This is a genomic window from Leifsonia sp. McL0607, assembly GCF_049993355.1.
In the GTDB taxonomy this organism is placed as follows: domain Bacteria; phylum Actinomycetota; class Actinomycetes; order Actinomycetales; family Microbacteriaceae; genus Leifsonia.
Genome location: NZ_CP188253.1, coordinates 2,752,045 through 2,773,740 on the forward strand (window position 1 = coordinate 2,752,045; position 21,696 = coordinate 2,773,740).

Genomic DNA, 21,696 nt, shown 5'->3' on the forward strand with positions numbered 1-21,696 from the left:
TTCGATTGTGTGCGTTGTGCGATCCTACGCCGCGCGGGGGAGCTTGGGCAGCGAGCCTGTGACCGAGGTCAGAGTCTGCGGCCGAGGGAGGTCAGCGACGGGGAGACACGCGCCTGGCTGCGCGTGCCGCTTTGGCCTCCTGCTGGGCGGCGTGCGCGCTCTCCCACAGGTGCATCCCCGCGTAGCTGCGCCACGGCGACCAGCTCGCGGCCCGCGCCGCCAGCTGCCGCGGGTCGTCCGGCAACCCGAGGCGTGCGGCGCCCTGCCGCAGCGCGAGGTCGCCGGTCAGGAGCACGTCGGGGCTTCCGAGAACACGGAGCGCGACGTAGCTGGCCGTCCAGGCCCCGACGCCGGGAAGTTCCAGCAGCCGCTCCTCCAGCTCGGCGCGCGACTCGCCGACGTCGATCACCAGTGAGCCGTCGGCGAGCGCCGTCGCCGCGCCCACGATCGCGTCGATGCGTCTGCCCGGACCGCGCAGCACCTCGCGCCCGCGCTCGGCGATGGCGGCGGAGGTCGGGAAGAGCCGCGTGAACCCGCCGAACGAGACCGGCTCGCCGAGTGCCTCCGTGAGTCGCGCGAGCGCGGTGCGTGCCGCGGGCACGGAGATCTGCTGGCCGATGAGCGCACGGAACACGATCTCCTCCGGGTCGACCGATCCGGGCACCCGCATGCCGGGTGCTGCCGCCACGGACGCAGCGAGGGCGGGGTCGGCGGCGAGCGCGGTGTCGATCGCCTCGGCGTCGGCGTCGAGGTCGAGGAGGCGCCGAACCCGAGCCACGAGCGGCGCGAGATCGGCTATGTCGGCGAGGTGGACTTCGCACTCGACAGCGGGTGCGCCGGCGTCGCCGGAGAGCGTCAGGCGGATGGTTGCCGGTCCGTGGGGGAGGCGCAGCGCGCGGCTGTAAGAGGGGAGGCTGCCTGCTTCGACCTCGGTCGCAGGCTCCCTGCGCGCTGCCTCTGACCTCCACCGGCCCGCGCGCTCCATGCCGGCGATCGCCCGCGCGCCCAGGAAACCGAGCACTCGACCGCCGTCGAACGGAGCGCGGGCGGGCAGGCGCAGGCTGAGCGTGGCGCCGGTCGCGGTACCCGGCGCGATCGGGCTGTGGGCGATCCCCTTGCGGTGCCGGGCGGAGGCTCGGATCGCGCCGGGCGTGACGTGGTAGATCTCGGCCATCGTCTCGTTGAACTGCCGCACGCTCGAGAACCCGGCGGCGAAGGCGATGTCGGTGATGGGCATGTCGGTGCCGGCGAGGAGGAGCCGCGCGGTCTGAGCTCTATGCGCACGCGCGAGCGCGAGCGGGCCGGCGCCGAGCTCGGAGGTGAGCACCCGGCCGAGGTGGCGCGGGCTGTAGCCCAGCCGGTGCGCGAGTCCGGGGACGCCCTCCCGCTCGACCGTGCCGTCGGCGATGAGCCGCATGGTGCGGGCGGCGAGGTCGTCGCGGACGTTCCATTCCGGCGAGCCGGGCACGGCGTCGGGGAGGCATCGCTTGCAGGCGCGGAGACCTGCCTCGTGCGCTGCCGCCGCTGTCAGGTAGAAGGTGACGTTGTCCGCCTTCGGCGTCACCGCCGGGCAGCTGGGCCGGCAATAGATGCCCGTGGAGTGCACGCCTGTGATGAACTGGCCGTCGAACCGGGAGTCGCGTGCGCTCATCGCCCGGTAGCGCTGAGCGAAGACCGGGTCGGCGAGGCGCTCCTGCGCGGTCAGCGGTTTGCGCGCGTCCGGTTTCGGCTGTTGCCGGCGTCCCGTGGTGCTCGTCATTCCTCCAGCGTGCCACCCGCCGCCGACATCCAATAGCGGAAATCGGACATCACCGCGACGGCGTCGATCAGGCCCCGGTCGGCCGTTAGCATGACGGCGTGGATGTTATCGACTGGCTCAGGGCGGCGCTCGGCACGGATGCGGACGACGGCGTGCTCTCGACCGATCCCGAACTCCTCGACGCCGCACGCGGCGATCAGTCCGGCTGGGTGGCCGATGGCAGGCCGCTCGCGATCGTCGACGCCCGGGCGGTCGAGCACGTGCAGGCGACGATGCGCGCGGCCTCCGAGTTCCGCGTTCCTGTCGTGCCGCGCGGGGCAGGCACCGGCCTCGCAGGCGGCGCCAACGGATCGGCCGGCTCGATCGTGCTGAGCGTGGCGGGCATGGACCGCATCCTCGAGATCTCCGCTGAGGACCAGGTCGCCGTGGTCGAGCCGGGCGTGATCAACAGCGACCTCAACCTGGCACTCGAGCCGTTCGGGCTGTTCTTCGCCCCTGACCCCGCGAGCAAGGCGAGCTCGACCGTCGGCGGCAACATCGCCACCAACGCGGGCGGCCTCCTGTGCGCCAAGTACGGCGTGACCCGGGAGGCCGTGCTCGGTCTCGACGTCGTCCTCGCCGACGGGCGGTTCATCCGCACCGGCCATCGCACGGTCAAGGGCGTGACAGGCTACGACTTGACGTCGCTGCTCGTCGGCTCCGAAGGCACGTTGGGCGTCATCGTCGGAGCGACCGTGCGCGTGCTCCCGCGTCCGCAGGGCGAGCCGACGACGCTCGGGGCGTTGTTCGCGGACGTGAGGGCCGGCTCCGACGCCGCTGCGCGCGTGACCGCGGCGCACCTGAGGCCCGCCATCATGGAGCTGCTCGACGCCCCTGCGCTCGAGCGGATCTCCGCCTATCTGGGCGAGCAGAGGATCCGCGACGCGTTCGGCGCGGCCGGTGGGGCCGCGTACCTGCTGGCGCAGTTCGACGGCCCGACGGCGGCCGTCGACGCCGCGGCGGCCGCGACACTCATCGCGGAGACGGGAGGAACGGTGCGCGTCGCCGCCGATGAGGCCGAGGGCGAGCGGCTCCTCGCGATCCGTCGTGCGTTTCACCCGGCTCTCGCGGCGACCGGAACCGTGCTGATCGAAGACGTCGCCGTGCCGCGCTCGCGCATGTCGGAGATGTTCGCGGCGATCGAGCGGATCTCCGAGCGCCACGGCATCCCCATCCCGACTGTCGCCCACGCCGGCGACGGAAACCTCCACCCCAACTTCGTCGCGTCGGGCGGCGAGATCGGCCCGGAGGTCTGGGAGGCCGCCGGGGAGCTCTTCCGCACGGCGGTGGGGCTGGGCGGCACGCTCACGGGCGAGCACGGCGTGGGCGTCCTCAAGCGGCGCTGGCTGGCTGAGGAGCTCGGGCCGGACTCCTACGAGCTGCAGGTAAAGCTCAAGTCGGTCTTCGATCCGCTCGGCATCCTCAATCCGGGGAAGGTCTTCGGCTAGTGCCCGCAACCCGCCGACCCACTCGGCACACTCGACAAGTACGCACTTCGGAGGGCGCAGCTGAAAGGGTCGATCCGCTCAGCGTCATCAACCCCGCATCGGCGTTCGACCAACGTCACGTCAACCCGGCCACAGGTGCCTCAGCGGGGCTGGGACTCGTAAATCCGCAAAACGACCGACAAACAAGCACGAAGGGCAACCCGCGAAGCGCCTTCGGCGCTTAAAAGACTCGACGCCCGGTGGTGCGGCGATGCCTGCAACGCTACCGGGACGTCGAGTTATTCCTATAGCCTGCCCCAGGCTGGCTGGGAACGCAAGGCTTTTGACGCAAGCCGCCCGCACCGGTTGGATGGTCTCATGGCAGAGAATACCAATGAGAAGCCCGAAGTCGACGCTCCTGAGGGCCCGGCTCCCACGACGCTCGAGATCGTCGACATCGTCGAGGGCTCCGGTCCCGAGGCGACCCCCGGTTCCAAGGTCGACGTGCACTACCTGGGCGTCGAGTACGAGTCCGGCGAGGAGTTCGACTCCTCCTGGAGCCGCGGGCAGTCCATCAACTTCCCGCTCAACAACCTGATCAAGGGCTGGCAGGACGGCATCCCCGGTATGAAGGTCGGCGGCCGCCGCAAGCTCACCGTCCCTCCGGTGCTCGCCTACGGCGCGGCCGGCGGTGGTCACCCGCTCTCGGGCAAGACCCTGATCTTCGTGATCGACTTGCTCGGCGTCAGCTGAGCTCATTCCGCACTGCCGAAGGGCACGTCTCCGTTGGAGACGTGCCCTTCGATCGTCGTGCGCTTCGTCAGAGCGCGCCTCGGTCAGTTCCAGTGCGGTGCGCTCGCGGTCGGTGAACCACAGCGACTCGCGCCAGGCCGAGACGGCGAACACCGTGCGGAGCTGGTAGCCGCCGTACGGCAGATCGCCTCGGTGTTAGATCGCCTCGGTGTTGGATCGCCTCAGGCTCAGATCGCCGACCAACCGCCATCCGAAGCGAGGACAACGCCCGAGATATTGGCCGAGTCGTCGCTCAGCAGCCAGGTGATCGCCGCGGCGAGCTTCTCCGGCTCCGCCACCGGCGGCACGTTGGTCTGCATGATCGGGCCGAGGCGCTCGCCGGCCAACTGCGACTTGAAGGAGCCGTCGACGTTGGTGACGACACCGCCGGGGGCGACCGCATTGGTGCGGATGCCGTTGGGCGCGTAGAAGACGCTGGTGCTCTTGGTGAGGCCGATGACGGCGTGCTTGGAGGCGGTGTACGCCGCGCCGGCCGCCGATCCGCGGAGGCCGGCCTCGGACGTGACGTTGACGATCGCACCGCTGCCGGCCTCGATCATCAGCGGGAGCACCGCGCGGCTCAGGCGCATGATCGCCGTGACGTTGACCATGAACACGCGGTCCCAGGTGGCGTCGTCGACCTCGGCGGGCGGGAGGAAGCCGTCCATGATGCCGGCGACGTTGGCGAGTGCGTCCACGCGGCCGCCCGCGGCCTCCAGGACGTCGGCGATGGTCTCCTCGCTGGAGACGTCGCCAGCGACCGTGACGAGGTCGAGTTCGGGGTTCTCTTCGACGAGGGCGCTGAGGCGCTCGGCGGAGATGTCGCTGCCGACCACGCGCGCGCCCTCGGAGGCGAGACGGAGTGCCGTCGCCTTGCCGATGCCGGAGCCCGCTCCGGTGACGATGGCGGTCTTGCCGGCGAAGCGGCCGGTTCCATTGGTGCTCATACTGCTGTACTCCTTGACTGTCGATGGCATCGTCGGCGCTCGATCAAGCGTCGATGTATTTATAACACTCAGTGCCACAATGGAGACCATGAGTTCGCTGGAAGCCGAATCCACCCCGCGCCGACGGGGTCGCCCCGCCGACGTCGACCCCGATCGCGTCGCGCTGCTGGCCCTCCGCCACTTCGCCGAGCACGGCTACGACGCGACCACGATGGACGAGATCGCGGCGCTCGCCGGAATCGGCCGGCGAACCCTGTTCCGCTACTTCCCGTCCAAGCCCGACCTCGTCTGGGGTGGCCTGGAGCCCGTGGTCGAGCGGATGCGCGCGGTGCTAGAGGCCGCCGCGACCGACGAGTCGCCACGCGATGTGATCGCCCGCGCCATGACCGAGTCGCTCGATCTCGACGCCGAGCACCTCGAGGCGACCCGTCTGCGCCTGCGTCTGATGGCCTCCGACCCCGCCCTGATCGGATTCGGGGTGACCCGCCTCGGCGCAAACCGCGACATCCTCGCCGAGTTCATCGCCCGGCGCCTGGAGGTGCCGGCCGACGGCCTGCGTCCCCAGGTGCTCGCCGACGCGATCAGCTCGGCGAACTTCTCCGCGCTGCTGTGGTGGGCGGTGCGCGGCACGGACGACGACCCGGCGGCGACCGTGGTGGCGGCGCTCGACGAGGTGCTGCGCGGGCTCCCGGACTGAGCGGCGGCGCCGTTCTCCAGTCGTTCGGCACGATGACCGCGCTCGCGATACGGGAGCGCCTTCAGGGGGCCGAGCTACCGCCCGCAGCGGCGGGGTTGAAGGCCCGTCTCTGGTAGACTCCTCAGGTTGCCGTCCAACGGCCGCGGATAAAGAGAGCCCAGGCACAAGGCCACGGGCACCGCGCAACGAGTGAAAGGGGATCCCGTCTATGGCACTGGATGCAGAGACCAAGAAGGCGATCATCGACGAGTACGCTACCCACCCCGGTGACACCGGATCCCCCGAAGTTCAGGTCGCCATCCTGACCAAGCGGATCAAAGACCTCACCGAGCACCTCAAGGAGCATAAGCACGACCACCACTCGCGTCGTGGCCTGCTCCTCCTGGTCGGTCAGCGTCGCCGCCTGCTCGGCTACCTGTCGGACATCGACATCAACCGCTACCGCGCCCTCATCGAGCGTCTGGGGCTGCGTCGATAACGACAGAGTCGAGAATGCGGGTTCGATCGATACCGCGATCTTCTTGCGAACGGGCCGTCACCTTCGGGTGGCGGCCCGTTCCGCGTTCGCCGGCAGGTTCGCCGCGAATGTCGCGCTCGCCGCGTTGTGACGCCGCATTCGGCGCGAATGTCGCGAGCGCTCGATTCGAAGATTCGGCGTGAATGTCGCGGTAGCGGCGGCGTATCGACGCATTTCACGCGAATGTAGTGACGCCTCAGCTCGTGCGCCGGGCCGCCACGTTGCGGTCGATGAGGGTCGCCGCGACGAGCGCGGCGGCGACCAAGGCGATCACCACGGTGACCCCCGCCAGCCCGATCACCGGGGAGGCCAGCGGTGCGGCCAGAACCAGCAGCACCGCGATCCCCGTCTTCAACGGCCGGACGACGACCTCCGGAACCAGCGGCGCGTGAAGTACGTAGAGCAGGATCAGGAACACCACCACGGGCACGGCGACGGCGTACTCGACGGCGACGTCCGAGACGTGGGCGTGCGCGGCGCCGCGCTGCACCGCCACCTCCAGGCCGGCGCCGAGCGCGGCCAGCGACGCGAACACGAAGTAATGGCCGTAGCCCCAGTAGAACGACCTCCCACGATTCGACTGGAGGCCCTCCGCCGCCGGCTCGAGGAAGTACAGCCACCACAGCGCGAAGAGCAGCACCAGCCCCGCCGCCGCGATGACGACGAGGGCAGCGGAGACGCCGTGCGCAGCCAAGCCGCTCTGCACTCCGATCGCCGCCGCCGAGACCGACTCGCCGAGCACGATGATCGTGAACAGCCCGTACCGTTCGGCGATGTGGTGCGGATGCCAGGAGGTCATCCCCGGCCGCTCCGCCCACACCGGCACCAGCAGTTCCAGGAGGGCCGCGAGCAGGAAGGTCCACATCTTCCACCCGACGGGGAGGAAGCCCCAGGCGATCCAGAGCACCTGGACCGCGGCGATCCCGAGCGCGTACCGGGTCGCGGTCGCGCGACCGTCCGGATGCTCGATGGCCGCGCGCAGCCATTGACCGACCATCGCCAGGCGCATGATGACGTAGCCGATGATTATGGCGGTGAATTCCGCCTTCTCGAACGCAGCGGGGACGCCGGCAGCGAGTACCAGCACACCGCCCATCTGGAGGAGCGTCATGACCCGGTACGGCACGTCGTCGGTGTCGTAGGCCGATGCGAACCAGGTGAAGTTCATCCACGCCCACCAGATGGCGAAGAACACCATGAGATAAGGGCCGAGCTTCTCCAGCAGGTGTCCCTGCTCGCTCGCGTTCGCGAGCTGCGCCGACACCTGCGCGATCGCGACGACGAAGGTCAGGTCGAAGAGCAACTCGAGCGGGCTGGAGACGCGATGCTCCTCGTCGGTCGAGCGCCCGGACATCGGGACGCGGAAGGCGATGCTCATGTGCGCAAGCATAGGAGGATGCGCCATCGCCTCCTCCTCGCCGTCACCGGACTCTACCTGCTCGCAGTCGCCTGGATAACGCTGAACCCGTTCCCCGGCGATCCGCACCGCAACACCTTCCTGGAGGGGCTGCTCACCTCGTTCGCGGCCACGCCGGCGCTCGCTTGGATCGACTTCGATGTCGTCGAGTTCACGGCCAACATCCTCCTGTTCGTGCCGATGGGTGTGCTGCTCTCCGTGCTGCTCGGCCGCGACCGGCGCTGGCTCGCCCTGTTGCTCGGAGTGGCCGCGTCCTTGACGATCGAGTTCGTCCAGCTGTTCGAGCCGGCGCGGGTCAGCGACCCCCGGGACATCGTCGCCAACAGCCTCGGCGCGCTCATCGGGATCGGTCTGGTTCTGGTGGCGGGAGGGCGCCGGTCGCGCCCGGATGCGACGCCCTCCCGCAGCTCGTAGGCAGGCTGACTGTCGGCGCACATCCCCGCACGGCGCATTGTCGAGGCCGATCGTAGAGATGCCGAAGGCAATCTCCGCCCCATTCACATCCGGCGAAGCCTCGCTGATAGGATGCTGGTGGTCGGCAGAACACCGGCCATTTGGAGCAGGCTGGCAGGAGCTGGTCCTCGGTGGTGGTATCCGGATGCGTCGCAGACGTAACCGTGTATTTCTACTGATGGCCAGACGGGCTCAGCCCACGCACCCGCATGGGATGCCGCGTACACGGACAGCCGTGTCGAACTGCCTGCTCGCTCCGAGCGCCTGTGCTCATTCTGATCACGGGCGCAGTGTGGAGTCGCGCCCAGACGGGGCTGCGACGTTAAACAAAGGAGAAAGACCTCTTGGAAGGTCCCGAAATCAAATTCGCCGAAGCCGTGCTCGACAACGGCCGCTTCGGCACCCGCACCGTCCGGTTCGAGACCGGACGCCTCGCCCAGCAGGCACAGGGCGCCGTCGCCGCCTACCTCGACGAGGAGACCATGCTGCTGAGCGCGACGAGCGCCGGCAAGCACCCGAAGGACAACTTCGACTTCTTCCCGCTGACCGTCGACGTCGAGGAGCGCTCGTACGCCGCCGGCAAGATCCCCGGCTCGTTCTTCCGGCGTGAGGGTCGCCCTTCGACGGAGGCCATCCTGGTCTGCCGCCTGATCGACCGCCCGCTGCGCCCGTCGTTCGTCGAGGGCCTCCGCAACGAGGTCCAGATCGTCATCACCGTCCTCAGCATCGCGCCGGACGAGTTCTACGACGCCCTGGCGATCAATGCGGCCAGCGCCTCCACGCAGATCTCGGGTCTGCCGTTCTCCGGCCCGATCGCCGGCGTGCGCCTCGCGCTCATCCCGGGCAACGGGCAGCACGAAGACCAGTGGATCGCGTTCCCGAAGGCCTCGCAGCTCGAGGAGGCCGTGTTCGACCTCATCGTGGCCGGTCGCGTCCTCACCAACGAAGACGGCTCCGAGGGCGATGTCGCGATCATGATGGTCGAGGCCGAGGCAACCGAGGGCAGCTGGAACCTGATCCAGGGCGGCGCCGTCAAGCCGAACGAAGAGGTCGTGGCCCAGGGGCTGGAGGCGGCCAAGCCGTTCATCCGCCAGCTGGTGGGCGCGCAGACCGTGCTCGCGCAGCAGTCCGCGAAGGCGATCGCCGACTACCCGGTGTTCCTTCCGTACTCGAAGGAGACCTACGACAACGTCGCCGGTCTCGCCTACGACGAGCTGGTGAACGTCTACCAGATCGCCGACAAGGTCGAGCGCCAGAACGCCGACGACGCGCTCAAGGAGCGCGTCAAGGTCGCCCTCACCGAGAAGGTCGAGGCCGGTGTCCTCGACGCCGAGGTGCTCACGCAGCTCTCGGCGGCCTACAAGTCGGTCTCGAAGGTCGTCATGCGCAGTCGGGTGCTGCGCGAGGGCATCCGCATCGACGGCCGTGGCCTGACCGACATCCGTCCGCTCGACGCCGAGGTGCAGGTAATCCCGCGCGTCCACGGCTCGGCGATCTTCCAGCGCGGCGAGACCCAGATCCTGGGCGTCACCACGCTGAACATGCTCAAGATGGAGCAGCAGATCGACTCGCTGTCGCCGGTCACCAAGAAGCGCTACCTGCACCACTACAACTTCCCGCCGTACTCGACCGGTGAGACAGGTCGCGTCGGCTCGCCGAAGCGTCGCGAGATCGGGCACGGCTTCCTCGCCGAGCGCGCGCTCGTGCCGGTGCTGCCGACTCGCGAGGAGTTCCCGTACGCGATCCGTCAGGTGTCCGAGGCGCTCAGCTCCAACGGCTCCACCTCGATGGGCTCCGTCTGCGCCTCCACCCTGTCGCTGCTGAACGCCGGTGTGCCGCTGCGCGCCCCGGTCGCCGGCATCGCGATGGGTCTGATCTCCGATGTCGTCGACGGTGAGACCCGCTACGCGGCGCTCACCGACATCCTGGGCGCGGAGGACGCGCTCGGCGACATGGACTTCAAGGTCGCAGGCACCAGCGAGTTCGTCACCGCGATCCAGCTCGACACCAAGCTCGACGGCATCCCGTCGTCGGTGCTGGCCGGCGCGCTCAAGCAGGCCAAGGATGCTCGTACGACCATCCTCAGCGTGCTGAACGCCGCGATCGACACCCCGGACGAGATGGCCCCGACCGCGCCGCGCGTGATCTCGGTCCAGATCCCGGTCGACAAGATCGGTGAGCTGATCGGCCCGAAGGGCAAGACGATCAACGCGATCCAGGACGAGACCGGCGCCGAGATCTCCATCGAGGAGGACGGCACCGTCTACATCGGCGCCACCGACGGCCCGGCGGCCGAGGCGGCTCGCGCCCAGGTCAACGCGATCGCGAACCCGACGAACCCGGAGATCGGCGAGCAGTTCCTCGGAACCGTCGTCAAGATCGCCGCGTTCGGCGCGTTCATCTCGCTGGTGCCCGGCAAGGACGGCCTGCTGCACATCTCCGAGGTGCGCAAGCTCGCCGGCGGCAAGCGCGTCGAGAACGTCGAGGACGTGCTCGGTGTCGGACAGAAGATCCTGGTCGAGATCACCAAGATCGACGACCGCGGCAAGCTGTCGCTGGCTCCGGTGCTCGCCGACGAGGCGGACATCCACGGCCGCGACGCGGCATCCGAGGGTCCCTCCGAGCCCGCCGAGGGCGCCGTGGAGACCGTCGAGAGCTGAGCTCCTGCTGTTCACGAAGGCCGCGTCGACTCTGTCGGCGCGGCCTTCGTGCACAACCGAGACGGCACGAAATGGCGGGAATTCGTTCGAGAAGCCGAAGAGTGCGCCGTCTCGACGTCAGTCGCGGGTGAGCAGCGGCCGCAGGCGGTAGGGGATGAGTTCGCCCATGTCGAGGGAGGTCTCGGCTCGGACGACGCCGTCGGTGGACTGGATGGCGCCGGCGATCCGGAACAGGTCCTCCGCGTCGGTGCAGACCACCCGCAGCAGGAGGTCCGACGGCCCCGACAGGCCGTGCGCCTCCACAATCTCGGGAATCCCGGCCAGATGGTCCACGATCTCCGCCAGCTTCTGCTGCTGCACGTGCACGGTCACGTACGCCGCCAGCGGGTACCCCGCAGCTGTCGCGGAGATGCGGCGCTCGAACGAGAGGAACGCCCCGCTGCGCTCCAGCTCGGCGACCCGCGCCTGCACGGTGTTGCGGCTGAGACCGAGCCGATCGGCGAGGGAGACGTTGGTCGATCGGGGGTCGTCGGCGAGCGCGACGACGATGCGTCGGTCGGTGCTGTCGAACGTGCGCATAGTGTGAAAGCTAGCACTTCCTCCACACCGACGACAGTGCAGCGTGCACAATCGACACGCCGTTGGTTGTGCGCGCTGATCGCGCAGCGTAACCTTTCGGGTAATTCCGGCAAGGAGGCCGGAAGCCGATCAGGCGTGCCACAAGCGCGCCGGCCGGACGCGAGAGTGAAGGTTGCGTGAACCGTGACGATCGACAATCAGCCCGACACCAGACTGGACGACGTCCACCTTCCGGCTGGGGCGGACACCGTCCAGCTGTTGACTCCTGAGGGCGTGCGCACCAGCGACGTCCGCTTCGACGCCTGGGTCTCCGACATCGGCCCCGAGCAGCTCCTCGGCCTCTACGAGGACATGGTCGTCATTCGCCGCATCGATGCCGAGGCGACCGCCCTGCAGCGTCAGGGCGAGCTCGGCCTGTGGCCGCCGCTCCTCGGCCAGGAGGCCTCCCAGATCGGCTCCGGACGCGCGCTCCGCCGCGACGACTTCGCGTTCTCCAGCTACCGCGAGCACGGCGTGGCGTACTGCCGCGGCGCAGGACTCGTGGATCTGCTGCGCGTCTGGCGAGGCACGACCCAGTCCGGGTGGAACCCCTACGACATCAACATGGCGACCCCGCAGGTGATCATCGGCGCCCAGACCCTGCACGCCACCGGCTACGCCATCGGCATCCAGGCCGACGGCACCGACGCGGCCTCGATCGCGTACTTCGGCGACGGAGCGACCTCAGAGGGGGATGTCAACGAGGCACTGATCTTCGCCGCCACCTACGCCGCCCCGGTCATCTTCTTCTGCCAGAACAATCAGTACGCCATCTCCGAGCCCGTCGGCCTCCAGGCGCAGCGCCCGATCGCCGAGCGCGCTCCAGGCTTCGGCGTCCCGAGCGTGCGCGTCGACGGCAACGACGTGCTCGCGGTGCTGGCCGTGACCCGCTCCGCCCTCGACCGCGCCCGCAGTGGAGGCGGACCGACGTTCATCGAGGCGGTCACCTACCGCATGGGCCCGCACACGACCGCCGACGACCCCAGCCGCTATCGCGATCCCGCTGAGCTCGAGGAATGGCGGGGCAAGGATCCGATCGCGCGGGTGGAGGCGCACCTCGCCGCCGCCGGCCTGCTGACGTCCGAACGCCTCGCCGGCATCCAGGAGCACGCCGACGCCGTCGCCTCCGAGATGCGCACGGGCGTCGTCGCGCTGCAGGACCCGGATCCGCTGACGGTGTTCGACAACGTCTACGCCGAGCCGCATACCGGCCTCGCCCGGGAGCGCGACCACTACTCGCGCTACCTGCGCACGTTCGTGGGCGGTGACCGATGACATCGCTCACCATGGCCAAGGCCATCAACGCCGGCTTGCGCCGCTCGCTCGCCGCCGACGACCGTGTCGTTCTGATGGGGGAGGACATCGGCACGCTCGGAGGCGTGTTCCGCGTGACGGACGGCCTCCAGACCGAGTTCGGCCCCCGCCGGGTCATGGACTCGCCGCTCGCCGAGTCGGGCATTCTGGGCACGGCCGTCGGCATGGCCTACCGCGGGCTGCGGCCGGTGGTCGAAATCCAGTTCGACGGCTTCATCTACCCGGCGTTCGACCAGATCGTCAGCCAGGTCGCACGCATGCACTACCGCACCGCCGGCGCCGTCCGCATGCCGATCACCATCCGGGTGCCGTTCGCGGGCGGCATCGGCGCCGCCGAGCACCACTCCGACTCGCCAGAGGCGTACTTCGCCCACACGGCCGGCCTGCGCGTCGTGAGCCCGTCGACCCCGCAGGACGCGTACACGCTCATCCAGCAGGCGATCGCCTCCGACGATCCCGTGCTGTTCTTCGAACCGAAGCGCCGCTACCACGCCAAGGGCGACGTCGACGAGAACGCCCCGCTGCAGGACGCCCGGCCGATGGGCACCGCCCGCGTTGTCGCGGCCGGCGCCGACGTCACCCTGGTCACCTACGGCGGCCTGGTGCAGTTGGCCACCGACGCGGCTCGTGCCGCGGCCGACGAAGGCGTGTCGGTGGAGGTCATCGACCTCCGTTCGCTGTCGCCGCTCGACCTCGACACCGTGGCTTCCTCGGTGCGCAAGACCGGACGGCTCGTCGTCACGCACGAGGCCGCACTGTCGGGAGGGCTCGGCGCCGAGATCTCGGCGTCGATCACCGAACGCTGCTTCTACCATCTGGAGCACGCGCCCGTGCGGATCACCGGTCACGACATCCCGTATCCGCCCGCCCGGTTGGAGGCCGCGCACCTGCCCGACCTCGACCGCATCCTCGACGGCATCGACCGTGTCCTGGATCGGCCGAACTCGCTGAGCGGAGTGGAGGACTGATGGCGGTCAAGGACTTCGCGCTCCCGGATCTGGGGGAGGGCCTGACCGAGTCGGAGCTGGTGAGCTGGCACGTCGCCGTGGGCGACACCGTGCGGCTGAACCAGATCATCGCCGAGGTGGAGACCGCCAAGGCGCTCGTGGAGCTCCCGGCACCGTACGCGGGCACGGTGTCACGGCTGTACGTCGAGCCGGGCGTCACGGTCTCGGTGGGGGAACCGCTGGTGGCGTTCGAGGTGGCGGGGGCACCGGGAACGGAGCCGGGTCTCGACGTCGAAGCAGAACCGAGCACCGAGACGGAGGAGGCCCGCGAGCCGATGCTCGTCGGCTACGGCGCCCGTCCCGACGCGCAGGGCAGGCCGGCCCGCCGGGCTCGCCCCGGGCTGGCCGCTCACACCGCGACCGAGCCGGCCGTGCCTCCGGCCGCTCCGTCTGTTCCTGCGCCCATCGCCGCCGCGCCAGAGCCTCCGGCCGCGACCCAGGTGCGCGAGCGTCCACGCGCCACGCCGCCCGTCCGCAAGCTGGCACGTGAGCGCGGCATCGACCTCGCGACGGTCACCGGGACGGGCGAGCGCGGTCTCGTCACACGCGCCGACCTCGACGCCTACCAGGCGCCGCCTGTGCCGACGACCGTGCCGACGACCATGCAGACGACCGCGCCCGCTGCGGCCATCGCCGGCGGGGAGGCCGCGGACGAGCTCCGCATCCCGATCCGCGGCGTGCGCAAGGCGACGGCCGAGGCGATGGTCCGCAGCGCGTTCGGCGCTCCGCAGGCCACCGTGTTCCTCACGGTCGATGCGACTCCGACGACCGAGCTCATCCAGCGGCTACGGGCGCGCACCGACCTCGCGGAGGCCCGGCCCGGGCTGCTCGCGGTGGTCGCCAAGGCGCTCTGCCTCGCTGCTCGTCGAACGCCGGAGGTCAACTCGCGCTGGGACGAGGCTGCTCAGGAGATCGTGCAGACCCGGGCCATCCACGTCGGCATCGCCGCGGCGACGCCGCGCGGCCTGCTCGTGCCGGTCGTCCGCGACGCCGACGCGCTCTCGCTCGCCGAGCTCTCGGGCGCGATCCGCGAGCTGGCCGTGACCGCCCGTTCCGGCAAGACACCGCCGTCGGCTCTCACCGGCGGCACCATCACCATCACCAACGTCGGCATCTTCGGCGTGGACGCGGGAACCCCGATCCTGACACCCGGGGAGGCCGCCATCCTCGCCGTGGGCGCCGTGCGCCGCCAGCCGTGGGAGCACGACGGCGGGATCGCCCTGCGCGACGTGCTGACACTCGCGCTCACGTTCGACCACCGCATCGTCGACGGTGCGCAGGGCTCGCGCTTCCTGGCTGACGTCGGCCGCATCCTGGCCGACCCCGCCTCCGTCCTTGCCCTCGTCTGAGAGGCTCGACCACCGCCGAGGGGCACGTCGACCATGACGTGCCCCTCGGCAGGAGGCGAAGGAGATGAAGGAGCCGCGGGCGTTCAGGCGTGCAGGGCGGCGTTGAGTTCGGCTCCGGTGCCGGAGCGGCGGAGCACCTCCACGGCGCCGGTGAGCGAGTTGCGGCGGAACAGCAGACCGGGGACGCCCGAGAGCTCGAGCGCCTTGACCGTCTGCGGGCGGCCGTCGGCGGTGGTCGGGCCGTCGACCACGACGACCTTGGTGCCCGCCGTCACGTAAAGTCCCGCCTCGACGACGGTGTCGTCGCCGATCGAGATGCCGATGCCGGAGTTGGCGCCGAGCAGCGCGCGCTCGCCGATCGCGACGCGCTGCGTGCCTCCACCCGAGAGTGTGCCCATGATGGAGGCGCCTCCGCCGATGTCGGAGCCGTCGCCGACCACGACGCCCTGCGAGATGCGGCCCTCGACCATCGACGAGCCGAGTGTGCCCGCGTTGAAGTTGACGAAGCCTTCGTGCATCACGGTGGTGCCGGGGGCGAGGTGGGCGCCGAGCCGAACGCGCGACGCGTCAGCGATGCGCACGCGGTCGGGCGTCACGTAGTCGAGCAGGCGCGGGAACTTGTCGATGCCGGTCACGTGGATCCCGGCCCGCTGCAGGCGCGGCCGCAGCCGCTCGAGCTCGGCCGGGAGCACGGGGCCGGCGTTCGTCCAGGCCACGATCGGAAGGTGCGCGAAGACGCCGTCGAGGTTCACTGTGTTCGGGCGCACCAGGAGGTGCGACAGCAGGTGGAGTCGCAGATATGCGTCCGGGGTGGAGGCCGGGGCGGCATCGAGGTCGACCTCCGTGGTCACGATGTCGACGCGCACGTCACGGCGCGCGTCGTCGCCCGCGAGCTCCTCCAGTTCGGCCGGCGCAATCCAGCGCTCGCGGCCGGTGGGGATGCCGCCGAGCTTCGGCTCGGGGAACCAGGTGTCGAGGACCGTCCCGTCTGCGGCGATCGTCGCCAGGCCGTAGCCCCAGGCGGTGCGGGCGTCCGCGGACGCGGCATACTCGTCAGCAAAGTGGGAAGGCATGCCCCTAGATTAGTAGAGTGCCTCTCGATCTCACCGCCACGTCCATCGACCTCACGCGCCAGATCTGCGACATCGAGTCGGTCTCGGGCGACGAGCAGACGCTCGCCGACGCCATCGTCGAGGCTCTGTCGCCGCTGCCGCACCTCGAGATCATCCGCGACGGCGACACCGTGGTCGCGCGCACCGACCTGGGCCGCGAGCGCCGTGCCCTGATCGCGGGGCACATCGACACCGTGCCGCTCAACGGCAACCTTCCCACGCGGTTCGAGGAGGACGGCGGCGTCCGCTACCTCTGGGGCCGCGGCACGGTCGACATGAAGGCCGGGGTCGCCGTGCAGCTCAAGCTCGCGGCCGAGCTCACCGACCCCGCGATCGACGTGACGTGGATGTGGTACGACCACGAGGAGGTCAACGCCGAGCTGAACGGCTTGGGCCGGCTCGCCCGCAATCGCCCCGACCTCTTCGTTGGCGACTTCGCCATCCTCGGCGAGCCGAGCAACGGCGTGGTCGAGGGCGGCTGCAACGGCAACCTGCGCGTGGAGGTCCGTGCCTACGGCCTGCGCGCGCACTCGGCCCGCGGCTGGGTGGGCGACAACGCCATCCACAAGATCGCGCCGGTCCTCGACCTCCTCGCCGGCTACACCGCGCGCGAGGTCGAGGTCGACGGTCTGGTGTACCGCGAGGGCCTCAACGCCGTCGGCATCTCGGGAGGGGTGGCCGGCAACATCATCCCCGACGAGGCCATGGTGCACATCAACTACCGGTTCGCGCCGTCGCGCAGCACGGAGGAGGCCATCGCCTTCATGCACGAGCTGTTCGCGGGCTACGAGATCACCGTGGTCGACCGCGCGGACGGCGCGCGGCCCGGGCTCGACGCGCCGCTCGCGCGGGAGTTCGTCGCCGCCGTCGGCGGCGTCGCGAAGCCCAAGTACGGCTGGACGGACGTGGCCCGGTTCAGCGCCCTCGGCATCCCGGCGGTCAACTACGGCCCGGGCGATCCGCTCAAGGCGCACGCCGACGACGAGCGCGTCGACGTGGAGCAGATCGTCGCGGTGGAGGCGGGCCTGCGTGCCTGGCTCAGCGGTCCCGGCGCCCGCTGAGGCGGAGGAGGCCGTCGGCCCTCCCGTCGTTCCCTGGTGGTCGCGGTGGTGGGTGCGGGTCCTCGCGATCTTCCTCGCCAGCAGGGTCGTCACGACCGTCATCCTGCTGATCTTCGCGGCGAACCAGGGCAAGAACCCGTGGACGGGCGCCCACCCCGACTACTTCTCGTACGCGACCATCTGGGACGGCCTCTGGTACAACATCGTCGCCGGCTGGGGGTACCCCGCGTCGTTGCCGTCGGCCGACGGCCTCCATGTCACCGAGAACGCCTGGGCATTCCTTCCCGGCTACCCGTGGCTTGTCGACGTCGTCATGTTCGTCACTCGGCTCCCGTGGTCGCCGGCCGCCGTGCTCGTGTCGCTCACGTGCGCTGCGGGAGCGGCCCTGGTGTTCTACCGGCTGATGCTGCGCGTCGGCCTCGGCTCGTCGACCAGCCTGTTCGCGGTCGTGCTGTTCTGCGTCGCGCCGGTCTCCCCGCTGTACCAGGTCGCCTACGCCGAGGCGCTCTACCTCCTGCTGCTGGCGATGGCCCTCCTCCTGCTCGTCGAGCGGAGGTACGGATGGCTGTTCCCCGTGGTTCTGGTGATGGCGTTCACGCGCCCGAGCGGCCTCGCCTTTGCGCTGGCCGTCGGCCTCCACGTGATCTATCGCTGGGTGCGCAGGAGACGCGAGCCGTTCCCGGTCCGGGAGCGGGCACTGAGTGCGGGGCTCGCGGTGTTCAGCGCGGTCGCGGGGCTCGCGTGGCCGGCGATCGCCGCCGCGGCGACCGGCTCGCTGACCGCGTACACCGACACCGAGCTGGCCTGGCGCGCGCCCTACATCGGCTACACGCATCTGGTGCCGTTCACCTCGTGGTTCGAGGGCGCTGACTGGTGGGCGAGCGTGATGTTGGGCGTCCCCGGCTGGATCGGCGTCGTCGCCATGGTGCTGATCGTGGCGGTCTTCGCCGTGCTGCTGTTCTCGCCCGCCGTGCGCCGGCTCGGCGTCGACCTGCGGTTCTGGATCGCCGCCTACTCGCTCTACCTGCTCGCCGTGTTCTTCCCGCAGTCGAGCACCTTCCGGATCCTGATGCCGCTCTTCCCGCTGCTGGGCGTCGTCGCGATGCCGAAGAGCCGCGTGTACCGGGTCGGGATCGTCGTGCTCTGCCTGCTGCTGCAGGTGGGCTGGATCGCGATCTGCTGGGGGGTCGACGGCGCCGACTGGTCGCCCCCGTGACGGGTTGCCATGCGCTCTTGCGCGGCCCATTGCGCACTGGGGTAGACGGGCGATTTCCCCCGTCCGCCGCGGATGACGGATAATAGAGGCGACATCCACGAAAGGGGAGCTGCATGGCGGCCATGAAGCCGAGGACCGGGGACGGGCCGATGGAGGCTGTGAAGGAGGGACGGCTCATCATCGTGCGAGTGCCGCTCGAAGGTGGGGGACGTCTGGTCGTCTCCGTCAATGACGCGGAGGCCAAGGAGCTCCACGACGCTCTCGCCAGTGTCGTGAGCGCCTCCTGAGGATCGACCCGATGAGAAGGGGCCCCGGGTGATCGGGGCCTCTTCTCCGTGTCCGGGCAGGAGTGGCCGTCGGCCTACGGCGTGAGCTTCGTGATCTGCAGCAGCCCGTCCGCCGCGGGCGAGAGCGCGCTGATGACGGCCCCGGAGGCCGCCGTCTCGGTGATCAGCGTGCGGTAGCCGCTCGAGAGAGGGTCGCGGGCGGCAGGATCGGCGACCCTGCCGCGCCAAAGCGCACGGGCGACCAGTACCGTGCCGCCGGGACGGACGAGCCGGAGGCCGTGCTCGACGTACTCGATCACCGACTGCGGGTCGGCGTCGATGAAGACGATGTCGTAGGAGTTCTCGTTCATCCGGGGGAGCACGTCGAGCGCCCGCCCGGTGATCAGCCGGACCCGATTGGCCGCGATCCCGGCCTCGGTGAAGAACGTGCGCGCGTGCTGCTGGTGGTCGACCTCGACGTCGATGCTGGTCAGCTGGGCCTGCGTGCCTCCGGTGAGGAGCCACAGGCCGGAGACGCCGACACCGGTGCCGATCTCGACGATATTCTCGGCGGCCGTCGCCGCGACCACGACCGCCGACTGGGCACCCGTGCTCGGAGCGATGGGCTCGACGCCCAGTTCGAGGGACTGCTGTCGTGCTCGCGTGATCACTTCGCTCTCGACGATGATGTCGTCGGCGAATCTCCAGTTCGAGTCCTTGTCTGACACAGTTCTCCCGTCGGTGGCCCCGATCCAGAATAGGCCCACGGTATCCAGCATTCGTGCAGCCGCGCGCGATACTCTTTATGTGTGTTCGGCCTGACTCCGGAGAAACTCCTCATAATAGCGGTGATAGCCGCGTTCCTCATCGGGCCCGAGCGGTTGCCGCTGTATGCGGCCAAGTTCAGTCAGTTCATCCGTTCGATGCGCGACACGGCCAACGGTGCCAAGGCGCGCATGAAAGAGGAGATGGGCCCCGAGTTCGACGACGTGGACTGGAAGAAGCTCGATCCCCGTCAGTACGACCCCCGGCGCATCGTCCGCGAGGCCTTGATGGACAACACGCCCGCTCCGTCGGCCATCAAGCCCGTGACGCAGTCGGCGTATATGAAGTCCGCGGACGCCCTCCCCGCCGGCTCCGTGCCGCCCTTCGATGCCGAATCCACCTGAGCGGCCGTACGAATCCACCTCAGCGTCGCAGGAGACACTCCACGGTCGCTTGCGCATCGCCGATGAGGTGACGCTCCGATACGCCTGTGCATCCAATACGATGCGGGAACGATCGCAACGCAACAGTCGCTGACTCGGTCGACTGTCGCCCGTTACGCCGTCGGGTCGCTCGGCACCGGAGGCTTCGCGACGCTCCCCGGGCTCGTCCTCGTCTACTACCTGACCGAGTCGCTCGGGGTCGCCGCGTTCGTGGCGGGCGCCGTCGTGACGGTCGCCAAGATCTGGGACGTCATCGTCGATCCGGTGATCGGGGCACGCAGCGACCGGATGCTGAGCGCGCGCGGCTCCCGGCGCGCGATGATGCTGGTCGGGGCGGTGGCGCTGCCGGTGTTCTTCCTGCTGACCTTCGCCGTGCCTCCCGGAACCCCGACGGGCTTGTCGGCGCTGTGGGTCTTCCTGGCCTTCCTGATCACAGCGACCGCGTTCAGCCTCTTCCAGGTGCCGTACATCGCCCTCCCGGCCGAGCTGGCCCGGCTACGACGAGCGCACCCGGCTGCTGACCTGGCGGGTGGTCGTGCTCACGTTCGCCATCCTGCTGTTCGGCGCGGGCGGACCGGCGCTGCGCTCGCTCGTCCCCGGCTCCGGGTTCGCCGCGTACTTCGTCATGGCGCTCGTGGCGGGACTCGTGATCGGGGCGGGCATGTTCGTCTCCGCGTTCGTCGCGCCGCGCCACGAGCCGGCCGCCGTTCTTCTGCCGCGGGAAAGCGTGCTGGTCACGCTCCGCACCAACTACGCGGCCGGTATCGGCGCGCTCCGGGACAGCCAGCCGTTCCGGGCGCTTCTGCTGACGTTCCTGCTGCAGGGCCTCGCGACCGGGATGATGCTGACCGGCGCGAACTACGTCGCGACCTGGGTGCTGCACTCCGAGGACGCCGTGACGCTCCTCTTCCTCGCGCTGATCGGCCCCGCGCTCGTCATCACACCGGTCTGGGGGATCGCGGCGCGCCGGATCGGCAAGGAGCGGGGCTTCGGGATCGCGAGCGCGCTCTTCGGCGTCCCCGCCCTGTCGATGGTGCTGCTGATCTGGTTCCCCGGCGCGTGGGTCTACGCGTCGGTGGCCCTCGCCGGTGCGCCTACGCCGGGATGCAGTCGCTTCCGATGTCGATGCTGCCGGACGTGATCTCGCACGACGCCCGCCGCAACGACCCCGGTCGGGCGGGGACATTCGGTGGCATGTGGACGGCGGGGGAGACGACCGGGATGGCGCTGGGGGCCGCGGCGTTCACCACGGTCATCGGCATCGCCGGCTACATCTCGGGCTAGGCCGATCCTTCTGCCGTGACGTCGGGCATCAGCCAGCCGACGAACGCGGTCGCGGGAATCGTGCTCGCCTTCAGTCTGATCCCGGCGGGGATCGTGGCGGTCAGCCTCATGCCGCTCGCCCGCTACCGGCTGCGGAAGGGGGACATCGATGACGTCCTTTGACGGGACCGCGATCCTCGCCCGGCTCTCCGCGCTGCGCGCGGCCGATGCGCCGACGCACGGCGGGCACGTGCTCAGCTATGTCTACGACTCCGGCATCGCCGAGCTCGACGAGCTCGCCGCGGCCGCGATGCGCCTGGTGCAGCCGGTCAACGGGCTCGACCCCACCACGTTCACCTCGGTAGCCGTCATGGAACGTGAGGTGCTCGGGTTCGCCCGCGAGCTCCTCCACGGCGGCGACGAGGTCGTGGGCTCGGTGACCGCCGGCGGCACCGAGTCGTGCCTGCTCGCGGTGAAGACCGCGCGCGAGGCCTGGCGCCCCCCTTGACCTCCGCCCCCACCGAACCCGTCGAGTACGCACGAATTCCGCTGAAAACCGCCGAGTACGCAGAGA

At 69.9% G+C, this 21,696-nt stretch carries 19 protein-coding genes and 2 pseudogenes; 15 read left to right on the forward strand and 6 right to left on the reverse strand.

What is annotated here, in order from left to right:
* Nucleotides 1-91 precede the first annotated feature (91 nt).
* On the reverse strand, nt 92-1,651 hold the full coding sequence (locus ACPPVW_RS13310) for an AlkA N-terminal domain-containing protein (protein WP_426626301.1): 1,560 nt from the start codon (nt 1,649-1,651) through the stop codon (nt 92-94).
* Nucleotides 1,652-1,857: 206 nt separating this feature from the next.
* Here ACPPVW_RS13310 and ACPPVW_RS13315 point away from each other — a divergent pair, with 206 nt between their 5' ends.
* Together ACPPVW_RS13315 and ACPPVW_RS13320 are read left to right on the forward strand one after the other, a co-directional pair.
* Nucleotides 1,858-3,246 carry an FAD-binding oxidoreductase gene (locus tag ACPPVW_RS13315; RefSeq protein WP_426623592.1) on the forward strand — a complete coding sequence of 463 codons (1,389 nt, stop codon included), beginning with the start codon at nt 1,858-1,860 and terminating at the stop codon, nt 3,244-3,246.
* 357 nt (nt 3,247-3,603) lie between these two features.
* A complete protein-coding gene (locus tag ACPPVW_RS13320) occupies nt 3,604-3,978 on the forward strand; it encodes an FKBP-type peptidyl-prolyl cis-trans isomerase (protein WP_426623593.1) in 375 nt (124 codons plus the stop codon).
* Nucleotides 3,979-4,205: 227 nt separating this feature from the next.
* Here the strand turns inward: ACPPVW_RS13320 and ACPPVW_RS13325 are convergent, their stop codons facing one another.
* Entirely contained in the window at nt 4,206-4,964 is a 759-nt protein-coding gene (locus ACPPVW_RS13325) for an SDR family NAD(P)-dependent oxidoreductase (protein ID WP_426623594.1), read from the reverse strand.
* Between the two features lie 88 nt (nt 4,965-5,052).
* Between ACPPVW_RS13325 and ACPPVW_RS13330 the strand changes: the two genes are divergently transcribed.
* Both ACPPVW_RS13330 and rpsO read left to right on the forward strand, forming a co-directional pair.
* A complete protein-coding gene (locus tag ACPPVW_RS13330) occupies nt 5,053-5,661 on the forward strand; it encodes a TetR family transcriptional regulator (RefSeq protein WP_426623595.1) in 609 nt (202 codons plus the stop codon).
* Nucleotides 5,662-5,869: 208 nt separating this feature from the next.
* The gene (rpsO, locus tag ACPPVW_RS13335) at nt 5,870-6,139 is read left to right on the forward strand and encodes a 30S ribosomal protein S15 (RefSeq protein WP_055919394.1); all 270 of its coding nucleotides are present in this window, start codon (nt 5,870-5,872) and stop codon (nt 6,137-6,139) included.
* A gap of 235 nt (nt 6,140-6,374) precedes the next feature.
* Here rpsO and ACPPVW_RS13340 read toward each other — a convergent pair whose 3' ends face one another.
* On the reverse strand, nt 6,375-7,556 hold the full coding sequence (locus ACPPVW_RS13340; RefSeq protein ID WP_426623596.1) for a low temperature requirement protein A: 1,182 nt from the start codon (nt 7,554-7,556) through the stop codon (nt 6,375-6,377).
* Between the two features lie 18 nt (nt 7,557-7,574).
* On the opposite strand from ACPPVW_RS13340, the gene ACPPVW_RS13345 reads away from it, so the two are divergent.
* A complete protein-coding gene (locus ACPPVW_RS13345) occupies nt 7,575-8,009 on the forward strand; it encodes a VanZ family protein (protein WP_426623597.1) in 435 nt (144 codons plus the stop codon).
* A gap of 383 nt (nt 8,010-8,392) precedes the next feature.
* Nucleotides 8,393-10,708 (forward strand): polyribonucleotide nucleotidyltransferase, encoded by a 2,316-nt coding sequence (locus tag ACPPVW_RS13350; protein WP_426623598.1) that lies wholly within the window; start codon nt 8,393-8,395, stop codon nt 10,706-10,708.
* Nucleotides 10,709-10,825: 117 nt separating this feature from the next.
* On the opposite strand, the gene ACPPVW_RS13355 is transcribed toward ACPPVW_RS13350, so the two are convergent.
* Entirely contained in the window at nt 10,826-11,287 is a 462-nt protein-coding gene (locus ACPPVW_RS13355; protein WP_426623599.1) for an Lrp/AsnC family transcriptional regulator, read from the reverse strand.
* Nucleotides 11,288-11,476: 189 nt separating this feature from the next.
* On the opposite strand from ACPPVW_RS13355, the gene pdhA reads away from it, so the two are divergent.
* Genes pdhA through ACPPVW_RS13370 form a run of 3 tightly spaced genes read left to right on the forward strand, consistent with a single transcriptional unit; the run spans nt 11,477 to nt 14,996 of the window.
* Nucleotides 11,477-12,601 (forward strand): pyruvate dehydrogenase (acetyl-transferring) E1 component subunit alpha, encoded by a 1,125-nt coding sequence (gene pdhA, locus ACPPVW_RS13360; protein ID WP_426626302.1) that lies wholly within the window; start codon nt 11,477-11,479, stop codon nt 12,599-12,601.
* Nucleotides 12,598-13,608, forward strand: a complete 1,011-nt coding sequence (locus ACPPVW_RS13365; RefSeq protein ID WP_426623600.1) for an alpha-ketoacid dehydrogenase subunit beta — start codon at nt 12,598-12,600, stop codon at nt 13,606-13,608. The genes pdhA and ACPPVW_RS13365 overlap by 4 nt, the downstream gene beginning before the upstream one ends.
* Complete coding sequence (locus ACPPVW_RS13370) at nt 13,608-14,996, forward strand: dihydrolipoamide acetyltransferase family protein (RefSeq protein WP_426623601.1); 1,389 nt, start codon at nt 13,608-13,610, stop codon at nt 14,994-14,996. The genes ACPPVW_RS13365 and ACPPVW_RS13370 overlap by 1 nt, the downstream gene beginning before the upstream one ends.
* A gap of 83 nt (nt 14,997-15,079) precedes the next feature.
* Here ACPPVW_RS13370 and dapD read toward each other — a convergent pair whose 3' ends face one another.
* Entirely contained in the window at nt 15,080-16,069 is a 990-nt protein-coding gene (dapD, locus tag ACPPVW_RS13375) for a 2,3,4,5-tetrahydropyridine-2,6-dicarboxylate N-succinyltransferase (RefSeq protein WP_426623602.1), read from the reverse strand.
* A 17-nt stretch (nt 16,070-16,086) separates the two neighbouring features.
* Here dapD and dapE point away from each other — a divergent pair, with 17 nt between their 5' ends.
* The 3 genes from dapE to ACPPVW_RS13390 all read left to right on the forward strand — a co-directional run bounded on the left by dapE (nt 16,087) and on the right by ACPPVW_RS13390 (nt 18,672).
* Nucleotides 16,087-17,169: a succinyl-diaminopimelate desuccinylase gene (gene dapE, locus ACPPVW_RS13380; protein ID WP_426623603.1), complete on the forward strand. Its 1,083-nt coding sequence runs from the start codon at nt 16,087-16,089 to the stop codon at nt 17,167-17,169.
* Entirely contained in the window at nt 17,138-18,385 is a 1,248-nt protein-coding gene (locus ACPPVW_RS13385) for a hypothetical protein (RefSeq protein WP_426623604.1), read from the forward strand. Before dapE ends, ACPPVW_RS13385 begins: the two co-directional genes overlap by 32 nt.
* A gap of 113 nt (nt 18,386-18,498) precedes the next feature.
* Nucleotides 18,499-18,672 carry a DUF3117 domain-containing protein gene (locus tag ACPPVW_RS13390; RefSeq protein ID WP_021764147.1) on the forward strand — a complete coding sequence of 58 codons (174 nt, stop codon included), beginning with the start codon at nt 18,499-18,501 and terminating at the stop codon, nt 18,670-18,672.
* Nucleotides 18,673-18,746: 74 nt separating this feature from the next.
* Here ACPPVW_RS13390 and ACPPVW_RS13395 read toward each other — a convergent pair whose 3' ends face one another.
* Complete coding sequence (locus ACPPVW_RS13395; RefSeq protein ID WP_426623605.1) at nt 18,747-19,379, reverse strand: O-methyltransferase; 633 nt, start codon at nt 19,377-19,379, stop codon at nt 18,747-18,749.
* Nucleotides 19,380-19,460: 81 nt separating this feature from the next.
* Here ACPPVW_RS13395 and ACPPVW_RS13400 point away from each other — a divergent pair, with 81 nt between their 5' ends.
* From ACPPVW_RS13400 to ACPPVW_RS13410, 3 genes and pseudogenes are all read left to right on the forward strand, one after another.
* Nucleotides 19,461-19,820 (forward strand): Sec-independent protein translocase TatB, encoded by a 360-nt coding sequence (locus ACPPVW_RS13400; RefSeq protein ID WP_426623606.1) that lies wholly within the window; start codon nt 19,461-19,463, stop codon nt 19,818-19,820.
* Between the two features lie 111 nt (nt 19,821-19,931).
* A pseudogene (locus tag ACPPVW_RS13405) lies at nt 19,932-21,305 on the forward strand (MFS transporter).
* Nucleotides 21,292-21,621, forward strand: a pseudogene (locus tag ACPPVW_RS13410) (aspartate aminotransferase family protein); the annotation flags it as partial. The pseudogenes ACPPVW_RS13405 and ACPPVW_RS13410, both read left to right, overlap by 14 nt.
* Nucleotides 21,622-21,696: the final 75 nt, after the last annotated feature.

Bases quoted from the DNA above. Each gene is read 5' to 3' on its own strand.
- ACPPVW_RS13310 (WP_426626301.1), bottom strand. From the start codon at position 1,651: ATGAGCGCACGCGACTCCCGGTTCGACGGCCAGTTCATCACAGGCGTG.
- ACPPVW_RS13320 (WP_426623593.1), top strand. From the start codon at position 3,604: ATGGCAGAGAATACCAATGAGAAGCCCGAAGTCGACGCTCCTGAGGGC.
- ACPPVW_RS13325 (WP_426623594.1), bottom strand. From the start codon at position 4,964: ATGAGCACCAATGGAACCGGCCGCTTCGCCGGCAAGACCGCCATCGTC.
- ACPPVW_RS13330 (WP_426623595.1), top strand. From the start codon at position 5,053: ATGAGTTCGCTGGAAGCCGAATCCACCCCGCGCCGACGGGGTCGCCCC.
- rpsO (WP_055919394.1), top strand. From the start codon at position 5,870: ATGGCACTGGATGCAGAGACCAAGAAGGCGATCATCGACGAGTACGCT.
- ACPPVW_RS13340 (WP_426623596.1), bottom strand. From the start codon at position 7,556: ATGAGCATCGCCTTCCGCGTCCCGATGTCCGGGCGCTCGACCGACGAG.
- ACPPVW_RS13345 (WP_426623597.1), top strand. From the start codon at position 7,575: ATGCGCCATCGCCTCCTCCTCGCCGTCACCGGACTCTACCTGCTCGCA.
- ACPPVW_RS13355 (WP_426623599.1), bottom strand. From the start codon at position 11,287: ATGCGCACGTTCGACAGCACCGACCGACGCATCGTCGTCGCGCTCGCC.
- ACPPVW_RS13365 (WP_426623600.1), top strand. From the start codon at position 12,598: ATGACATCGCTCACCATGGCCAAGGCCATCAACGCCGGCTTGCGCCGC.
- ACPPVW_RS13370 (WP_426623601.1), top strand. From the start codon at position 13,608: ATGGCGGTCAAGGACTTCGCGCTCCCGGATCTGGGGGAGGGCCTGACC.
- dapD (WP_426623602.1), bottom strand. From the start codon at position 16,069: ATGCCTTCCCACTTTGCTGACGAGTATGCCGCGTCCGCGGACGCCCGC.
- ACPPVW_RS13390 (WP_021764147.1), top strand. From the start codon at position 18,499: ATGGCGGCCATGAAGCCGAGGACCGGGGACGGGCCGATGGAGGCTGTG.